Origin of the sequence: Pseudomonas sp. MS19 (assembly GCF_013277615.1) — a bacterium.
GTDB classification, from domain to species: domain Bacteria; phylum Pseudomonadota; class Gammaproteobacteria; order Pseudomonadales; family Pseudomonadaceae; genus Aquipseudomonas; species Aquipseudomonas marincola.
The window spans coordinates 357,769-375,577 of sequence record NZ_VBTO01000013.1 but is presented as its reverse complement, the minus strand read 5'-3'; the positions used below and the strand labels follow the sequence as shown (position 1 = coordinate 375,577).

Annotated in this window: 16 protein-coding genes; 3 read left to right on the top strand and 13 right to left on the bottom strand. The window is 57.7% G+C overall.

The window, feature by feature from the left end:
- Positions 1-702 carry a response regulator transcription factor gene (locus FEZ62_RS15010; protein WP_172928591.1) on the bottom strand — a complete coding sequence of 234 codons (702 nt, stop codon included), beginning with the start codon at positions 700-702 and terminating at the stop codon, positions 1-3.
- A 320-nt stretch (positions 703-1,022) separates the two neighbouring features.
- Here FEZ62_RS15010 and FEZ62_RS15005 point away from each other — a divergent pair, with 320 nt between their 5' ends.
- On the top strand, positions 1,023-2,339 hold the full coding sequence (locus FEZ62_RS15005) for a PAS domain-containing methyl-accepting chemotaxis protein (RefSeq protein ID WP_172928588.1): 1,317 nt from the start codon (positions 1,023-1,025) through the stop codon (positions 2,337-2,339).
- 61 nt (positions 2,340-2,400) lie between these two features.
- Here FEZ62_RS15005 and FEZ62_RS15000 read toward each other — a convergent pair whose 3' ends face one another.
- From FEZ62_RS15000 to FEZ62_RS14980, 5 genes are all read right to left on the bottom strand, one after another.
- Positions 2,401-3,816 (bottom strand): APC family permease, encoded by a 1,416-nt coding sequence (locus tag FEZ62_RS15000; RefSeq protein ID WP_172928586.1) that lies wholly within the window; start codon positions 3,814-3,816, stop codon positions 2,401-2,403.
- 155 nt (positions 3,817-3,971) lie between these two features.
- A complete protein-coding gene (argE, locus tag FEZ62_RS14995) occupies positions 3,972-5,129 on the bottom strand; it encodes an acetylornithine deacetylase (RefSeq protein ID WP_172928584.1) in 1,158 nt (385 codons plus the stop codon).
- Positions 5,130-5,202: 73 nt separating this feature from the next.
- Positions 5,203-5,877, bottom strand: a complete 675-nt coding sequence (locus FEZ62_RS14990) for a DUF1028 domain-containing protein (RefSeq protein ID WP_090508881.1) — start codon at positions 5,875-5,877, stop codon at positions 5,203-5,205.
- A 13-nt stretch (positions 5,878-5,890) separates the two neighbouring features.
- Positions 5,891-6,319, bottom strand: a complete 429-nt coding sequence (locus tag FEZ62_RS14985) for a RidA family protein (RefSeq protein ID WP_069899450.1) — start codon at positions 6,317-6,319, stop codon at positions 5,891-5,893.
- Complete coding sequence (locus FEZ62_RS14980; protein ID WP_172928582.1) at positions 6,319-7,677, bottom strand: NAD(P)/FAD-dependent oxidoreductase; 1,359 nt, start codon at positions 7,675-7,677, stop codon at positions 6,319-6,321. The genes FEZ62_RS14985 and FEZ62_RS14980 overlap by 1 nt, the downstream gene beginning before the upstream one ends.
- A 588-nt stretch (positions 7,678-8,265) precedes the next feature.
- Here FEZ62_RS14980 and mutS point away from each other — a divergent pair.
- Both mutS and fdxA read left to right on the top strand, forming a co-directional pair.
- On the top strand, positions 8,266-10,845 hold the full coding sequence (mutS, locus tag FEZ62_RS14975; RefSeq protein WP_069899451.1) for a DNA mismatch repair protein MutS: 2,580 nt from the start codon (positions 8,266-8,268) through the stop codon (positions 10,843-10,845).
- 138 nt (positions 10,846-10,983) lie between these two features.
- Positions 10,984-11,307: a ferredoxin FdxA gene (fdxA, locus tag FEZ62_RS14970; RefSeq protein WP_069899452.1), complete on the top strand. Its 324-nt coding sequence runs from the start codon at positions 10,984-10,986 to the stop codon at positions 11,305-11,307.
- Between the two features lie 523 nt (positions 11,308-11,830).
- Here the strand turns inward: fdxA and rpoS are convergent.
- The 7 genes from rpoS to ispF all read right to left on the bottom strand — a co-directional run bounded on the left by rpoS (position 11,831) and on the right by ispF (position 17,738).
- Entirely contained in the window at positions 11,831-12,835 is a 1,005-nt protein-coding gene (gene rpoS, locus FEZ62_RS14965; protein ID WP_172928580.1) for an RNA polymerase sigma factor RpoS, read from the bottom strand.
- A 104-nt stretch (positions 12,836-12,939) separates the two neighbouring features.
- Entirely contained in the window at positions 12,940-13,779 is an 840-nt protein-coding gene (locus FEZ62_RS14960; protein ID WP_069899454.1) for a peptidoglycan DD-metalloendopeptidase family protein, read from the bottom strand.
- Positions 13,780-13,844: 65 nt separating this feature from the next.
- A complete protein-coding gene (locus FEZ62_RS14955; protein ID WP_172928578.1) occupies positions 13,845-14,774 on the bottom strand; it encodes a DUF368 domain-containing protein in 930 nt (309 codons plus the stop codon).
- A gap of 21 nt (positions 14,775-14,795) precedes the next feature.
- Entirely contained in the window at positions 14,796-15,431 is a 636-nt protein-coding gene (locus FEZ62_RS14950) for a protein-L-isoaspartate(D-aspartate) O-methyltransferase (RefSeq protein ID WP_170827738.1), read from the bottom strand.
- 41 nt (positions 15,432-15,472) lie between these two features.
- Complete coding sequence (surE, locus tag FEZ62_RS14945) at positions 15,473-16,222, bottom strand: 5'/3'-nucleotidase SurE (RefSeq protein WP_069899456.1); 750 nt, start codon at positions 16,220-16,222, stop codon at positions 15,473-15,475.
- On the bottom strand, positions 16,210-17,268 hold the full coding sequence (truD, locus tag FEZ62_RS14940) for a tRNA pseudouridine(13) synthase TruD (protein ID WP_172928575.1): 1,059 nt from the start codon (positions 17,266-17,268) through the stop codon (positions 16,210-16,212). The genes surE and truD overlap by 13 nt, the downstream gene beginning before the upstream one ends.
- Positions 17,265-17,738 (bottom strand): 2-C-methyl-D-erythritol 2,4-cyclodiphosphate synthase, encoded by a 474-nt coding sequence (ispF, locus tag FEZ62_RS14935; RefSeq protein ID WP_172928799.1) that lies wholly within the window; start codon positions 17,736-17,738, stop codon positions 17,265-17,267. Before ispF ends, truD begins: the two co-directional genes overlap by 4 nt.
- Between the last annotated feature and the right edge of the window lie 71 nt (positions 17,739-17,809).

Here is a 17,809-nt window from a genome sequence, read left to right as displayed (position 1 = left end):
TTAGTCATCGCCGGACTGGAAGGCATATCCTCTGCCCCAAACCGTCTCAATGCGCCCACCTGCGTAACCAATAGCCGACAGTTTGCGGCGTACATGGCTGATGTGCATATCCAACACACGGTCGTGCCGCGAGTATGCCCGGTGCAGAATCTGCTGATACAACAGCGCCTTGCTCAGCACCTCTCCCGGATGCTGCACCAGCAACTCCAGAATGCGAAATTCCGTCTGGGTCAGCTGCGCCCACCTGCCTTCATGGCAAACATCATTGCGCTCTGCGTCGAGCGCGAACGCCGAGATATTTTGATTGGCCGCAACGAAGCCGCGCTCAAACGCAACACGGCGCATGATCGCGGCGATGCGCACCTCAAGTTCGGCCATGGTGAAGGGCTTGGGCAGATAGTCATCAGCACCCTGAGTGAAGCCGGCAATTCGGTCCTGCTCGGCACCCAGCGCCGACATCAAGATGACCGGTACGCTGCTGTGGTCGCGCAATTGCGCCAACACATTAAGGCCATCCAGCCCCGGCAACAGTACATCCAGCAACACCAGATCGAACGTCTCGGCTTTGCCGTGGGCTAAGCCCGACAGGCCGTCGCGCTGCAAGGTTACCGAGAAACCGCGACTCTGCAGGTGCTGCTCAAGATGAGCCGCTAGCACCGGATCGTCTTCGATCGCCAGAATGTGGGAGTTACATGCAAGCATAGGAATTTTCGACAAACGCAAATAATAAGCAGTCGCAATAATGCCAAAAAGCCATGCATATTCCTAGTTTGATCTGCGCGACGCGCCCTCAATGAGCCTGCGAGCCAGAGCGGGCGCGGGACTTAGCGCTGTGAAAGTGGACTTTTAACTTAAAGTTGTCGGCAAAACTGTAGATATAGAGGGTATGAAGCGATGACTTAAGAGTCATTGCCAGCACTGCGTTTATGAGCACACCCGCGAAACTTCATTCAAGTAGCGCCACAACTTCAGTGCTCATCAATCGTTCTGCCCAACACTTCTGCCTTGCGACGGTGATCAAGATGTTCAATAAGCACTACAAACAGCAAATCGAGGTGCTAACCGAGAAGCTATCGTCACTCGTACAGGTGCGTGAAAGCCTTGATCAGGAAATGCTCGCGCTCACACTCGACGCGCAAGGCCGAATTGTTCAGATCAACCGTAATTTTCAGGAAGAGATGGCCCACCAGGGAGATAAGCTTACCGGCCGCCTGCTGACAGAACTTGTGCCAACCCATGCGCAGAGCACCGAACATTTCGTACGCATGAAAAATGCCATCCGCGAGGGCGCGCACTGGGCGGGCGCCCTGCAGATTGTTCGCGGCGATGGCGAAGAGGCGTGGTTACGCGCGATTGTTCAGCCCGTTCACGACAGCCAGGGCAATATTCTGCATTGCTCGGTGTATGCCAGCGACCTCACGCGCACGATTGAAACCTCGCGCGAACACGAAAATTTGATTGAAGCGCTGCAGCGCTCGACGGCCGTTATTGAATTCAATCTCAATGGCGAAGTACTCACTGCCAACGACCGTTTCCTGCAGTCGATGGGCTATACGCTTGAGCAAATCAAAGGCAAGCATCACCGCCAGTTCTGCGAGCACGAAGAACACAGTTCGGCTGAGTATCAACACTTTTGGGACAAACTGCGCCGTGGTGAATTCATCGCCGACCGCTTCAAACGCGTCGACAGCCACGGCCGGGTCGTTTGGCTCGAAGCCTCTTACAACCCGATTTACGATGCCCATGACCGCCTCTACAAAGTGGTCAAATTCGCCACCGTAATTACCGATCAGGTAGACCGCGAAAATGCCGTCGCCGAAGCCGCCGAGATTGCCTACAGCACCTCGCAGCAAACCGACGCCACCGCTAAGCGCGGCAGTTCAGTGGTGCAGGAAACGGTCGAGGTCATGCGCCAACTGGCCGTGCAGATGGAAGCGGCGGTCGAAGGCATTGCGGCGCTCGACAAGCAGTCGCAAGTGATCGGCACGATCATCAAAAGCATCAGCAGCATCGCCGATCAAACCAACCTGCTTGCCCTCAACGCCGCCATCGAAGCCGCCCGCGCGGGTGAGCAAGGTCGCGGGTTCGCGGTGGTAGCCGACGAGGTACGACAATTGGCCTCACGCACCAGCGCCGCGACCGAAGAAATCGTCAGCGTAGTGCTGAAAAACCAGAAACTCGCCGAAGAGGCCGTGCTGGTGATCGAGCACGGCAAGCGCCAAACTCAACAAGGCCTGGAACTCTCCGCACAAGCCGGCGCGGTTATCGTCGAGATTCAGGACGGCGCGCAAAAGGTGGTGAGTGCGGTGGGTCAGTTTGCCAATCAGCTGGCAACCTGAACGACTGCGGGAGAGCACCGGTGAAGATGCTCTCCCGCTCATTTGCCGCTGTAACGCGAGGTTAGTCTTGCGCCTTTAATACGCTCTCGATCGGCTCTGGCGTGAACAGGGGTTTACGCATCACCAGCTTGATCCAAACCACAGCGATTACCGCCACCAGCCCGAGCACCACACCGGCGCTGCTGAATATCTGCGCAGTCAGTTCCGGTGCTGGCGATGCGTGCCACATGGCGAAGAGCATGCCGCCGATGCCGAACAGCTGCGGCAATGGGTAGAACGGTGTGCGGAATGGGCGCTTCATGTGTGGGTAGCGATGGCGCAATACCATCACATCGACGTGCACAATGATGTAGGCCAACAGCCAGGCCAGCGCAGCGGCGATCAGCAGCAGGTTGATCGAATCAACGCCCATCAACAGCACCGGCAAGCCTGTAATCGCCGCAATGAACAGAACTGACACCCAAGGGGCGCCAGTGCGCTTGCTGACCCGTTTGAAGCACGGGAAGGCCTGACCATTCTGCGCCATGCCGCTGAGCATCCGCGGAATGGCCGCCAGCGAAGTATTGAGCGTGCTGCAGGTGGCAGTCACGGCAGCTGTCACCAGCAGCACCTGACCGGTCTTGCCAAATACCGCGGTGGCGAACAGGTAATGCGGCAAGCCGTTACTGGCGAGTTCTTCCTGCGGCACCATCAACAGCGCACCCAGGCAATACAGGGCAATGGTGATAAAGATGACGCTGAGGCCAAGGATCATCGAACGCGGAATATTGCGCTCCGGACGACGCGACTCTTCTACCAGCGGGCAGACAAACTCGACGCCGACAAAACCCCAGATCGCCAACGCGGTAAGCGCGACCACGCCAAGGCCCAGCGGATTCCAACCGTCCATCTGCAAGCTGCTCAGCGGCTCAGCGCTTTCACTGCCAACAGCGCTGAAGCCGAGCACCAGCAAAACCACAACCATCACCAACGCCAGCACCGACTGCAGGCGGGCGAAAATATCGATGTTGCACAGATTGAGAATGGTGAATATAGCCAGCACCCCAAACGCCACACTCATCGAGGGCAACGCATGCGGATAGACCTTCTCGACAATAAGGTCGAGCAGTAGCAACTCAGCGGACAAGGCAAACATGGCCACCACGATGTAACCCGAGAACGTCGCCAGCATTGCCGGGAATTGACCGATAGCAACTTCGGTATAGGTACTCAAGCTCCCGGCCCGCGGGATCATCAACGCCAGCTCCGAGAATGAAAAGGCGTAACTCAGCGCCAGCAGGTAGGCGAGCGTCAGCGGCACGATAAAGCCCAGCCCGGCGATACCAACGCCTTGCAGCATGATGACCATTACACCTTGCGACACCACCAGGCCGATGGCGACGGCGAGCAGGGCCCCCAGTCCGAGGGATTTTCGCGCCAGCCTGGCCTGAGTTCCGGCAGTGGCAGTGGGCAGCGGCACGCTTATATCTTGCGACATTCTGTTGTCCTCTTTTGTTGTTGTAAGGATCTTTGCCAATGGTTAACGCAGCCGGGCGCCTGAACGCTCAGCAAGGGGCTCAAAATTGGGTTGTAGAGAGGTTGTGTCAGTTTACAGCCGCGCATCCGCTATCGGCGCCAGCCATACGGATTCATCTAGGCATCGGTTTGCAGCCAGTGAGCGAGGCGCGCGAGCATTGCGTCGCAGCCATCGAGTTGATCCTGAGTTATGAACTCATCGGGTTTATGGCCTTGGTCCATGCTGCCCGGCCCGCAGACCACCGTGGGAATTCCAGCCTGATTGAACAGACCGCCCTCGGTACCAAACGCCACCGTGCCAAAATCGCGGCTTTGGCTGATCAGCGCCAGCAACTGCGCCACTTCGCTGTGCGGCTCGGTAGCTAACCCGGGATAAGCGGACAGCGGCTCAAAAGCAATCGAGGTGTCGTTGTGGCGCGCGCGCATCGTCGGCAACAACTGGCCTTCGGCGTAATCAGCCAGTTGATCGACCACCTGCTGCGCATCGAAGTCGGGCAAGGCACGGATTTCGAAGTCGAACTGGCACTCCGCCGGCACGATATTCAGCGCCCTGCCCCCGGCGATCACGCCGGTTTGCACGGTTGAGTAAGGCGGATCAAAACGCGTGTCGTGCAAGGCTGGCTGCGCCAACTGCTCGCCAATATCACCGAGTTTGCCGATCAGCTTTGCAGCATATTCAATTGCGTTGACGCCTTGCGGGGCGTAAGCCGAATGACACGCAGCGCCCTGCACATGGCAGCGCATGGCCAGCTTGCCCTTATGCCCGAGTACCGGTTTCAGCTCGGTCGGTTCACCGATAATGCAGGCCATAGGCTTATGCGGGCGCTGCTCCAGTGTCGCCAATAGCGAACGCACACCCAGGCAGCCGACTTCCTCGTCATAGGAGAACGCCAAATGCACCGGCATGCGCAGCGGCTGCGCCAGAAAACGCGGCACTGCTGCCAGCACCGAGGCGATATAGCCCTTCATGTCGGCAGCGCCACGGCCATAAAGCTTGCCTTCGCGCTCGGTCAGCTTGAACGGCTCAACCGTCCACGCCTGCCCCGCCACCGGCACCACATCGGTATGACCGGAAAGCACCACGCCGCCGCGATCAGCTGGGCCAATTGTGGCAAACAGATTGGCTTTGCTTCGCTCGGCATTGAAGTCCAGCTCACACGAAACGCCCAAACCTTGCAGGTAGTCTTGGATGAACTCGATAAGGGCGAGATTGGACTCCCGGCTAACCGTATTGAACGAAATCAGCCTGGCCAGTAAATCACGGCTGCAGAGCATCAAATCAACTCCTTGAGCTTACGCTGAGGCAAACGCCGGGCTGGCAATATTGCGCAGCACGGCGTCGCGCGGATTATTGATCGCCGGGTACGCCGTAGCTCGGCGCGGCAGTCGGGTCGAGAGCGCGGGTCAGGTAATCCTGCATTTGCGGGCGATAGGCCTGCCACAACCGATCCAGTTGGCCGATCGGATCAACATCCGCCCAGTCCACGCGCAGATCCACAATCGGCCAGGTAAACTCGCCAACAACAGACATCGCCGCCGAATGTACCGGCCCTGCTTCTCCGCCAGCCGCTACTGCAGCGTGCATGGCAGCCAGCAAACGCTCAGGCAAACTGCCTTCAGCCTGCTCGAATGCCGTTACCATCGCGCTGATGACTTCTGGCGCGGCGAGCAAATTGCCGGCCGCCACACAGTGCTGGCCGGCAACTGCATTGTGCGTGCCCAACGCCTCGGAGCCGGTGTACAGAGCAGTACGTCCCTGACTGTCAACAACCCCGACCTGGCGATATTGGCTCCAGCCATTACTGCCCAGCGCCTTATCCAGCGCGGCGTCTGGTGAATGCCCTGCATCAAGCAGATCCAGCACCTGCGGACCGAGCGATGGCAGGGTGATGTTCTGCGTCGCTACAGCACCCACGCCGGCGCGCAACCATGGGCAGCGCGCGCCCACGGCGATGCTGGATGAGCTGATGGCGATACCCAGCTGACCGGTTTCTGCGCAGTGCCCTACGATGGAAAATGTCATGTAGTGCTCCTTATCAAGCGTTCGCTTGCCAGTCGTCCGGGATGACGGCAATGACGTCGATTTCCATCAACCACTGCGGCTGACCGAGTGCGCTCACAACCAGGCCGGTGGAGATCGGGAACACGCCCTTGAGCCACTTGCCGACTTCCTGATACACCGGCTCGCGATAACGCGGGTCGATCAGGTACGTGGTGGTTTTTACGATGTGGCTGAGGTCGCTGCCTGACTCTTCGAGCAGTTGCTTGACGTTCTTCATCGCCTGCGCCGTTTGCGCCTGCGCGTCACCCAAACCGACCAGACGGCCTTCAAAATCGGTACCGACCTGGCCACGTACATACACCGTGTTGCCGGCTCGCACGGCCTGACACAGATCATTGTCGAGATTCTGGTTGGGGTAGGTTTCTTTCGTGTTGAACATCCGAATGCGCGTATGTGTAGGCATCAGCTAACTCCCATGAGACTAAGTTTTTCAACCGGCGCGTGCTCATCCGCAGCGCGTTGCGAGGCATCGCGGTATTCGGCGTATTTACGTTGCGTGGCGATGTGATCAGCAATGTGCTTGGCATCGTGCCAAACGCCCCAGATAAAGGTGGAGCCACGCCGTGAAAGCCAAGGCAGGCCAACAAAGTAGACACCGGGCTCGCTGGACACGCCGCGCTGATGCTGCGGTTTACCGTTGGCGTCGAAGGCGTTCACTTGCAGCCAGCTGAAATCGACCGAGTATCCGGTCGCCCAGATCACCGAAGTCACACCGGCCTCAGCCAGATCCAACTCACGCAGCGGATTAGTGATGCATTCGGAATCCGGGAACACGCGGCGCGCCTCCGGCTCTTCGGGCAAGTCGAGGCCATTGCGGGCGATATAGGCATCCGCCGCATCGAGCAGCGACAGGTAGTTTTCATCACCGCGAGCGAGGTTGTCGGCGAGGTCTTGCTGGAAGCTGACCTTGCCATCGCTGAAAGCCTTGGTCAGGCCTACCAACGTAATGCCTTCGCTGGCCAAACGGCGGAAATCAACGGTATGGCCGCCACGCGCGCCACTCACGGCAATGGTTACGTGTTCCTTGCCCGGCTGCGCGGCCTCGGCATCCCACTCGCCCAGAACACCCAACCACCAGCAGAAATCGCGGTTGCGGTAAGCCCGTGGAGGACGGTCATGGGCGCCAACCGAGAGATAAACCTGCTTGCCGGCACGGCGCAGTTCATCGGCGATCTGCACGCCCGAAGAGCCAGCGCCGACCACCAGCACAGCACCCTCAGGCAACTGCTGCGGGTTGCGGTAATGCGCCGAATGAATCTGCATCAGCGTCTCGTCTTTAGGCGCAATCGGCGGGATCACCGGACGCTGGAACGGGCCGGTTGCCGACACCACGCGGTTGGCCTTGATTACGCCTTGCGATGTTTCGACGGTAAACCCTGGCCGATCAGCGTTGCGAACCACGCGCTTAACCTCCACGCCAGTGCGGATCGGCGCTTTGAATTTATTGGCGTAGGCTTCGAAATAGGCCGCTACGCGGTCCTTGGAGGCGAAGGCGTCTGGCGACAGGTCATCGAATTCCATGCCCGGAAAACGGTCGTGCCACGCCGGCCCATTGGCCACCAGCGAATCCCAACGCCCTGTGCGCCAGCCCTCGGCGATGCGATTACGCTCCAGCACCAGATGCGGCACACCGAGTTTACTCAGGTGCTCACTCATGGCCACACCAGCCTGACCAGCGCCAACAATAAGCGTGTCTATTTCCATTTGATCGAGTGTCATGTCTGCGCACTTCTGCAAGGCGTTTTGGTTCAGGTCGGTCATGGCTGCCTCCTCTGACTCTGAAATTTGTTGTTCTTGGTTTACGGCAATTCGTAAGGTGTTGGCCGCATTGTGTTCGGAGGCAGGGATTTGCGAAATTATGATTTTTGTAGTCGCTGGCGAGGAAAAAACTGCAAGGCGCTGGTTATAGTTTTTTGCGCAGCTGGGGCGACATATTTACGAATGGGCGCAGGCGCTTGCCAGCCACATACTGGCGCAGAGATCAGTGCCCGCGAGCGTGCAGAGCCTGCCTGCACTTGGCTCGCCAAAGGCCGCTTAATGCAGCAGCCCGACGCCACACGTGAGTGACCACGCTCCGCGAGCAGCACCACGATCCACTGCGCCAATCCCGAGCCAGAGCTGCGATCCGATGCCCTGCATCAATCCATGCATTGCTGGCCTGCGAGCCCTGCCTGCCCCGTGGTAACCTTGCGCCCATTGCAATGCGCATGGGCAAATTGCAGCTTGCGCGAGGCCATTTTTATGGCCGCCCGAGCGGTGATTCCACCTCTATAAGCCTCGGCGTGACTACACCGCCAAGCCAGAAGCCCTGCCGCCCCACGAATTTTCAAGACTTGCGCTAAGTACCCAATGAATATGGCCACCAAAGATTTATCCGCCCATACGCCGATGATGCAGCAGTACTGGAAGCTGAAGAATCAGCATCCCGAGCAATTAATGTTTTATCGCATGGGCGACTTCTACGAGATTTTCTACGAAGACGCGAAAAAAGCCGCCAAGCTGCTCGACATCACCCTCACCGCGCGCGGCCAGAGTGCCGGGCAGGCTATTCCCATGTGCGGAATCCCCTACCACGCCGCCGAGGGTTATCTGGCCAAGCTCGTCAAGTTGGGCGAGTCGGTGGTTATCTGCGAGCAGGTCGGGGATCCGGCCACCAGCAAAGGCCCAGTCGAGCGCCAGGTCGTGCGCATCATTACGCCGGGCACGGTGAGTGATGAAGCGCTGCTGGATGAGCGTCGCGATAACTTGTTGGCCGCCGTACTGGGCGATGAGCGCCTGTTTGGTTTGTCGGTACTGGACATCACCAGTGGCCGTTTCAGCGTGCTTGAGATCAAGGGCTGGGAGAATCTGCTGGCCGAGATCGAGCGCCTCAATCCGGTTGAATTGCTGATTCCGGACGACTGGCCAAAGGATCTTCCTGCCGAGAAACGCCGTGGCGCCAAGCGCCGTGCGCCGTGGGACTTTGAGCGCGACACGGCACTGAAAAGCCTGTGCCAGCAATTCGGCACTCAAGATCTCAAGGGCTTTGGCTGCGAGAAACTGACACTGGCAATCGGCGCCGCCGGCTGCCTGCTTAACTACGCCAAGGAAACCCAGCGTACCGCGCTGCCGCACTTGCGCAGCCTGCGCCATGAGCGTCTGGACGACACCGTTATTCTTGACGGTGCCAGCCGCCGTAACCTTGAGCTGGACATCAACCTGGCCGGTGGCCGTGAAAACACCCTGCAATCGGTTGTAGACCGCTGCCAGACTGCAATGGGCAGTCGTTTACTGGGCCGCTGGCTGAACCGGCCGCTGCGCGATCGCAGCGTGCTTGAAGCACGACAGGAGTCGATCACGTGCCTGCTCGATCGCTACCGTTTCGAGACGTTGCAACCGCAGCTCAAGGAAATTGGCGACCTGGAGCGGATTCTCGCGCGCATTGGTTTGCGCAATGCACGCCCCCGCGACCTCGCCCGCCTGCGTGATGCCTTGGCCGCGTTGCCCGAGTTGCAACAGGCCATGGGCCAACTCGATTCAGCGCATCTGGGCGCTCTGGCGACGACTGTAAGCACCTACCCGGAGCTGGCGGAACTGCTGGCGCGGGCGATTATTGACAGTCCTCCTGCAGTCATCCGCGACGGCGGCGTACTCAAGACCGGCTATGACGCCGAGCTGGATGAGTTGCAATCGCTCAGCGAAAACGCCGGCCAGTACCTGATGGACCTGGAAACCCGCGAAAAGCAGCGCACCGGGCTGGCTAACCTCAAGGTCGGCTACAACCGCGTGCATGGCTACTTCATCGAGCTGCCAAGCAAACAGGCCGAACAGGCGCCTGCCGATTACATCCGCCGGCAAACCCTCAAAGGTGCAGAGCGTTTTATCACCCCGGAACTCAAAGAGTTCGAAGATAAAGCCCTGTCGGCGAAAAGCCGTGCGCTGGCACGCGAGAAACAGCTTTATGAAGAACTGCTCGAACACCTGATCAGCCACCTCGCACCTCTGCAAGACAGTGCCAGCGCGCTGGCAGAGCTGGACGTTCTGAGCAACCTGGCGGAGCGTGCGCTCAACCTCGATCTCAACTGCCCGCGTTTTGTCGACGAGCCGTGCATGCGCATCGAGCAAGGTCGTCATCCGGTGGTTGAGCAGGTGCTGAGTACGCCGTTCGTAGCCAACGACCTGAACCTTGACGATGCCACACGGATGCTGGTGATTACCGGCCCGAACATGGGCGGTAAATCGACCTATATGCGCCAGACGGCGTTGATTGTTCTGCTCGCGCACATTGGCAGCTTTGTTCCGGCTAAAAGCTGCGAACTGTCGTTGGTTGACCGCATATTCACGCGTATTGGTTCCAGCGATGACCTCGCTGGAGGGCGTTCGACATTCATGGTCGAGATGAGCGAAACCGCGAACATTCTGCACAACGCCAGCGAACGCAGCCTGGTGCTGATGGACGAAGTGGGTCGTGGCACCAGCACCTTCGACGGATTGTCACTGGCGTGGTCGGCGGCCGAGCAACTGGCCAAACTGCGCGCTTATACGCTGTTTGCCACCCACTACTTCGAGCTGACGGTTCTCCCGGAAAGCGAGCCGATTGTCGCCAACGTGCACCTGAGCGCCACCGAGCACAATGAACGGATTGTTTTTTTACACCACGTGCTGCCGGGCCCGGCGAGTCAGAGCTATGGTTTAGCAGTGGCCCAACTCGCCGGTGTGCCGGGTGAGGTTATTTTGCGCGCGCGCCAGCATCTGGCACGGCTGGAAGCCACGAGTTTGCCGCATGAAGCGCCGCGTGTAGGGCCAGGTGAAGCCCCGGCGCCCATGCAAAGCGACATGTTCGCAAGCCTGCCGCACCCGGTGCTGGAGGAATTGAATAAGATCAATCCGGATGATCTAACTCCGCGAAAAGCGCTAGAACTGTTATATGCATTGAAGACACGGCTCTAACGCGAGCCCAAACAAGCTGTTAGAATCCTGCGCGCTGGAAAATGCCAAACACAAAGCCTGGTGATTTGGAGAGTTTTACCAGCTCAGGGGCTGTTTATGAGGGCAGCCCCCAGCCGTAGCCTGAGGAGAGAATTAGAAATGACCTTCGTCGTCACCGACAACTGCATCAAGTGCAAATACACCGACTGTGTGGAAGTCTGTCCGGTGGACTGCTTCTACGAAGGCCCGAACTTCCTGGTCATCCACCCGGACGAGTGCATTGACTGCGCCCTGTGTGAACCAGAATGCCCGGCCCAAGCGATCTTCTCAGAAGACGAAGTACCTGATGATATGCAGGAATATACTGAGCTCAATGCTGACTTGGCCGAGATCTGGCCAAACATCACCGAGAAGAAAGAAGCACTGGAAGACGCCGAAGAGTGGGATGGCGTGAAAGACAAACTCCAGTACCTGGAACGCTAGTCGTAAGAGCCACAAGGCCTCTGTCGTCTGTATGGCTCGCTGATAACCGTTCAGCGAGCCATTCGTTCACTGCTATATGCATCGCTGCATGCCGTCACCTGCGATCCAGGTGCTGTATACAGCGTCTTGCCTGACTTTATTTCAGGCAAAAAAAAGGGGCGGTTTTACCCGCCCACTCTTTAGTCCCTACTCCCTTTCAATCCTTCATCATCCTGATGAAATCGCATCCTGCGATTGTCCTCGCCACAGTCCTTTGCGACGTGTGTCTGTCCCTCGACACAGTTCTAATAATAGAGTTTTCTGAGCCTCCCACAAGGGGCTACTTTGCCCAAAACGGCCTGAAAATCTTCAGCATAAAATATAAAACCCTTATAAATCATATGGTTACATATAATCCACACGATTTGAAAGCTTATTGCCTCCGAAAGTTCCTACATTCACTTACAGAGCGTGTAAGCAATCACTTACAAACCTGCGCCCACAAAAAACCGGCCTGAGCCGGTTGTTTGCTGAATAGCTTATTTCACTGGAATAACGAGTCGCTAGACAGGCCATTTTTCTCGAGGATTTCGCGCAAACGCTTGAGCGCCTCAACCTGAATTTGCCGTACACGTTCACGGGTCAAACCGATTTCACGGCCGACCTCTTCCAGGGTACAACTCTCATGACCACGCAAACCGAAACGACGTACTACAACTTCACGTTGTTTATCCGTCAGGTCAGACAGCCACTGATCGATGCTCTGCGAGAGATCATCATCCTGCAGCAGCTCACAGGGGTCGGTAGGTCGGTCATCGGTTAAGGTGTCGAGCAAAGTCTTGTCTGAGTCCGCACCGAATGATACGTCGACCGAAGAGACCCGCTCATTAAGGCCTAGCATGCGTTTGACTTCTGCGACCGGCTTCTCCAGCAGGTTGGCAATTTCTTCGGCCGAGGGCTCGTGGTCGAGCTTTTGCGTCAGCTCACGAGCAGCTCGCAGGTAGACATTGAGTTCTTTGACCACATGAATGGGCAGACGAATAGTGCGCGTCTGATTCATGATCGCGCGTTCAATTGTCTGACGAATCCACCAAGTGGCGTAAGTTGAGAATCGGAAGCCGCGTTCAGGGTCGAACTTTTCGACGGCGCGGATCAGGCCCAGGTTGCCTTCCTCGATCAGATCAAGGAGCGAAAGGCCACGGTTGACATAGCGTCGGGCAATTTTAACCACCAGACGCAGGTTGCTTTCGATCATCCGTTTGCGCCCAGCCGGATCCCCCTTCTGAGCCAAGCGCGCGTAGTGAACTTCTTCTTCTGGAGTCAGTAACGGCGAAAAGCCGATTTCATTGAGGTACAGCTGAGTGGCGTCTAGCGCCCGTGTGTAGTCGATGTACTTGTGCTGCTTGCTCGTGGAAGTCTTTGCCTTCGTCCGGGCGGCTGGCTTTTCAGCCTTATTATTAACCCCTTCGTCAAGAACGATGGCGGGCTCCATGAGCAACACCTCGTCACTGACGTCAAACTCCGGCACTTCTTTCTTATTGAGAGCCATTGTTTCTGTCCCTTGCTGAGTTCGACAGCAAGCTCAAGCGCACCCTATTCCTTGGCAACACCTGAGCCCGTCCTTTCTACTTGAAGGTACGGGCCAACAGTGAATCAACGCTTTGGAAGGAACTGCAAAGGATCAACAGGTTTACCTTGACGGCGGATTTCAAAATGTAGCTTCACGCGGTCTGTGCCCGTTGAACCCATTTCAGCAATTCTCTGCCCTGCTTTGACACGCTGTCCTTCCCGTACCAACAGCTTACGGTTGTGGCCGTAAGCACTTACGTAGGTATCGCTGTGTTTGATGATCACCAACTCGCCGTAGCCCCGTAAACCACTCCCGGCGTACACCACGGATCCATCAGACGCAGCTAAAATAGGCTCTCCCAAATTGCCGGCGATATCAATGCCTTTATTCAAACTGCCGTTTGAGGAGAATCGCCCGATTACAGTGCCTTGCGCCGGCCACGCCCAGCCAGAGGCGCTTTTCGAGACGCTTTCGACTTTAGTCGTTGCCGGCGTTGTTACCACCGGCGCAGGTTTGGCAACCGGCCGTGGCTGAGTTGTGGTGGTCGTACGAGGCTTGCTGACATTGGTCACAGTGACCGAACTCGACTTGGACGTGCCGTAGTTGCCGTCAAACCGGATGATCTGGCCAACCCGGATGGTATACGGCGCAACGATGTGGTTACGCGCCGCAAGGGCTTTCCAATCCCAGCCAAAACGAAACGCGATCGAATACAGTGTATCGCCACGGCGCACGCGGTATTGGCCACTGGTGGTTTTAGGGCGCGCCGGCGCCGCACTGACCGCACGACCATTACGGTCGACCACTTGTGCGCCGCCCGAGCTGCTGGCACAGCCAGACAGTAGCAAGGTGAAGACCACGCCACTCAACAGGTAAAACAGTGTGCTGGTGCTGATACGCGATTGAATGGCTGTAAAACTCACCCGTCTCTCCCTTACTGGCGACTTGCTAGGAACCGCTGAGAATAACTGTGGCAGATTGAGGCAACTCAATCCAAATGCTTCTGGTTACGCTTGGCAAGCCACTCGATGCCAATCACCAGTATTACACCGCTAAGGGCCAACACAATGGCCATCAGCAGCTGCGGGTCGTGCCCGCTGACAGTGGCAAACTGGCTGGGCGACAGATTGCTTTGCAACAACGGAACCTGTTCGCCATGGCTATTAAGCCGCCAGGTCAGGGTTTCTTTCCACGGCCACAGCTTATTCAGCGAGCCGAGCATGAGGCCGGTGAGAAACGCCAGAATCAGATCGTGCCAACGCGCCAGCATCCACCGCAGCAGCCCGGCAAAACTGACCAGACCCAGCGCACAGCCGCAGGCGAACAGCCCGAGAACGCCCAAGTCGAGGCTTTTGACCGCACCGATAATGAATGGATACAACCCTAGCAGAAGCAAGATAAAGCTACCCGAGATTCCAGGCAGAATCATTGCACAGATAGCAATCGCGCCCGCGAAAAAGATATTCAGCGAGTCTGTGCCCCACTGCACCGGGGACGCCACTGTAATCCAGTAGGCAAATGCTGCGCCCACCGCAAAACTCAGCCAGCGGCCCGGGCTCCAGCGCTGAATTGAGCGAGCGACCAGATGCGATGAAACCAGCACCAGACCAAAAAAGAATGACCACACCGGAATCGGGTGGGTGTCGAGCAGGTAGGTAATCGCGCGCGCCAGGGTCACGACGCTGGTAAGAATACCGGCGAGCAGAATCAACAGAAATGTCAGATTGGCGGCTTGCCACGCCTCGGCAATACGGCCGCGCAGAAATAACGTAAAAGCGCCCGGCAAACTGGAAATTGAGCGCAGCAGCTCTTCATAGATACCGCTAATAAACGCAATTGTGCCGCCGGATACGCCCGGCACAACATCCGCAGCCCCCATAGCAATGCCTTTCGCATACAACAATAGGTGCTTTTTCATAAATTCGATCTACGTGAAAAATCAGGCCAAGGGGCCATTAAGCAAAGGTACAAAACGCACGGCATCGAGAACGTGGCGCGAGAAACCATCTTCTTCGCGGACAATCAGCATCAACTGCTGCACATCACCCGTCCCCACGGGAATCACCAAGCGCCCGCCCGGCGCCAATTGGTCGAGCAGAGCCTGCGGTACATCGGCCGCAGCGGCTGTGACAATAATGCCGTTGTAAGGCGCGAGCGCCGGCCAGCCTTCCCAGCCATCACCCCAGCGAAAGACCACGTTACGCAGATTCAGTTCAACCAGACGCTCTTTGGCGCGGTCTTGCAGGCCCTGAATACGCTCAACCGTAAACACCCGCTCAACCAGCTGGGAAAGAATCGCAGTTTGATAACCAGAGCCCGTGCCGATCTCGAGCACTTTGTCGAGCGGCCCGGCAGCGAGCAACAACTCGCTCATGCGCGCCACCATGTAAGGCTGGGAGATGGTCTGGTTATGGCCGATCGGCAACGAGGTGTCTTCGTAGGCGCGATGCGCCAGCGCCTCATCAACAAACAGATGACGTGGCGTGCGGCGGATTACTTCAAGCACTTGTGCGTTGGACAAGCCTTCTTCATACAACCGTTGGATCAAGCGCTCACGTGTGCGCTGGGAAGTCATACCGATGCCGTGGCGATTCATTTCATCTCGCTCTCGAATTATCAATTTAAACGCTCCAGCCAGGTCTGCAGGCTGCTAAAGCCTTCCTGAAAGGTGCGATCAAGCTGTAAGGGTGTAATCGACACGTAGCCGTTCATTACCGCATGAAAGTCTGTACCGGGGCCACCGTCTTCGACATCGCCAGCCACTGCAATCCAGTAACCTTCCTTGCCCCGTGGATTGACGTCCTTAATCGGTGCGGCGGCACGTGCGCGATGACCCAGACGGGTCAACTGAATACCGCGAATATGATCGAGCGGCAAATTCGGCACGTTGACATTGAGCACTGTGCGCGGCGGCAGTTCGAGCTGCTCATGCGCCTCAATCAGCTGACGGGCAAAATAGGCGGCGGTCGGCAGGTTCTCGGCCTGACGGGACAACAGCGAGAATGCAAAGGCCGGCTTCTGCAGAAACCGGCCTTCAAGGGCCGCTGCTACCGTACCGGAATACAACACGTCGTCGCCCAGATTGGCGCCTAGATTGATGCCTGATGCGACCAGATCAATACCCTGCGGCAACAGACCGTTGAGGCCCAGATGCACGCAATCGGTGGGCGTACCGTTTACGCTGATGTAGCCGTTGGCCAGCGTTTGCGGGTGCAGAGGCCTGTCCAGCGTCAGTGAACTACTGGCGCCGCTTTTGTCCTGATCGGGCGCAATTACCGTGCACTCGGCATAGTCAGCCAACGCCGCGTGCAGCGCAGCCAAGCCCGGGGCGGCTACACCGTCATCATTTGAAATCAGAATACGCATGGGGTTTCCGTCGGCCCTGCAGGCAGCAAATCGACAAGCTCACGCACCACAACGGTGGCAAAGCATCCCGCCGGCAGGACGAATTCCAGTTGCAAAATATCAGGCTCGGGATAATGCCACGTCAAACCGCCGATGGGCAGTCGAAGAATGCGTCGTTCATGACTCATACCCGCCGCAACCAGCCAATCCACAAGCGATTGCTCGCCAGAAAAAATATTTTCCTCAAGCTTCAGGGTCTCGCCCGCCGTGGTTGTTTCGCCTGCGCCGCACAGCGGACCGGTCGGGTGCACATCGAGAATGGCCAGACGCGGATCAGAGCACTGCTCCTCGCCTGCCGGAAAAAAGCTGCGACTGTCGGTGAACGCCAGCAAGTCGCCCACCTGTGCGGTACTCCAGGTGCCCTGTGCAACACGCGCTGCCAGCACCTGATTGAACAGATAACTGCGCCCGGCGGACAAAATACGCGAACGCACATTGCGCTGGCCGGGCAAATCACCGCGCTTGGCAAACTGACGGGCGTCGAACAGGTTGCCGCCTTCATGGCCAAAGCGCTGCAAGCCAAAATAGTTGGGCACGCCCTGCTGCTTGATCTGCTGCAAGCGCGCATCGAGCTGCGCTATATCTGCGTCAAGGCCGGTCAGGCGCAGGGTGAAGCCATTGGCCGAATGCGCACCGCGCTGGAGTTTGCGCGAGTGGCGGACCTGTTTGAGGATGCGCAAACTGTCGTCTTCAGCGCTGGCCAGATCCGGATTATCCTTGCCCGGCAGATGCAGGCTGAACCACTGACGGGTCAGGGCCTGACGATCCTTGAGACCGGCATAGCTGATGTTGCGCTGCGAAACCTTGGCCGCCTTACCCAGCCGACGCGCAGCTTCCTCGGTGTTCAGGCCGCGCTTCTCGACCCATAACCACAGGTGCTCGCCCTGCCCCGACAACGGGATATCAAGGACTTCATCAACCTGAAAATCTTCTGCGCTGGCTTTTAATACCGCTTGCCCGCAGGCATCGCCATAGGCGCGGGGGCCGAGCAGTTGCAATTCGTTCATGGTTTGACCAACAGGGCGACAGCGTGCACTGCAATGCCTTCTTCGCGGCCGGTAAAGCCGAGTTTCTCGGTGGTGGTCGCCTTGACGTTCACCTGATCCAGATCGACTTCAAGGTCGGCTGCAATCAGCGCGCGCATGCTGTCGATGTGCGTCGCCATCTTCGGCGCCTGCGCGACAATCGTTGCATCGACATTGCCCACAACCCAGCCCTTGGCCTTTATCAGGCCCAGCACATGACGCAGCAATACGCGGCTATCAGCGCCTTTGAAGGTGGGGTCGGTGTCGGGGAAATGCTTGCCGATGTCGCCCAGCGCAGCGGCGCCGAGCAAAGCATCAGCCAGGGCATGTAGCAACACATCGCCATCGGAGTGAGCCAGCAGACCAAACTTGTGCGGGATCTGCACGCCACCCAAGGTGACAAAGTCGCCCTCGCAAAAACGGTGAACGTCGTAACCGTGACCAATACGCATCGAACTGCTCATTTATAACTGGACCCTAAACTATCAGGCCCTGATTCTACATGGAGCCAAGCAGTAACTGG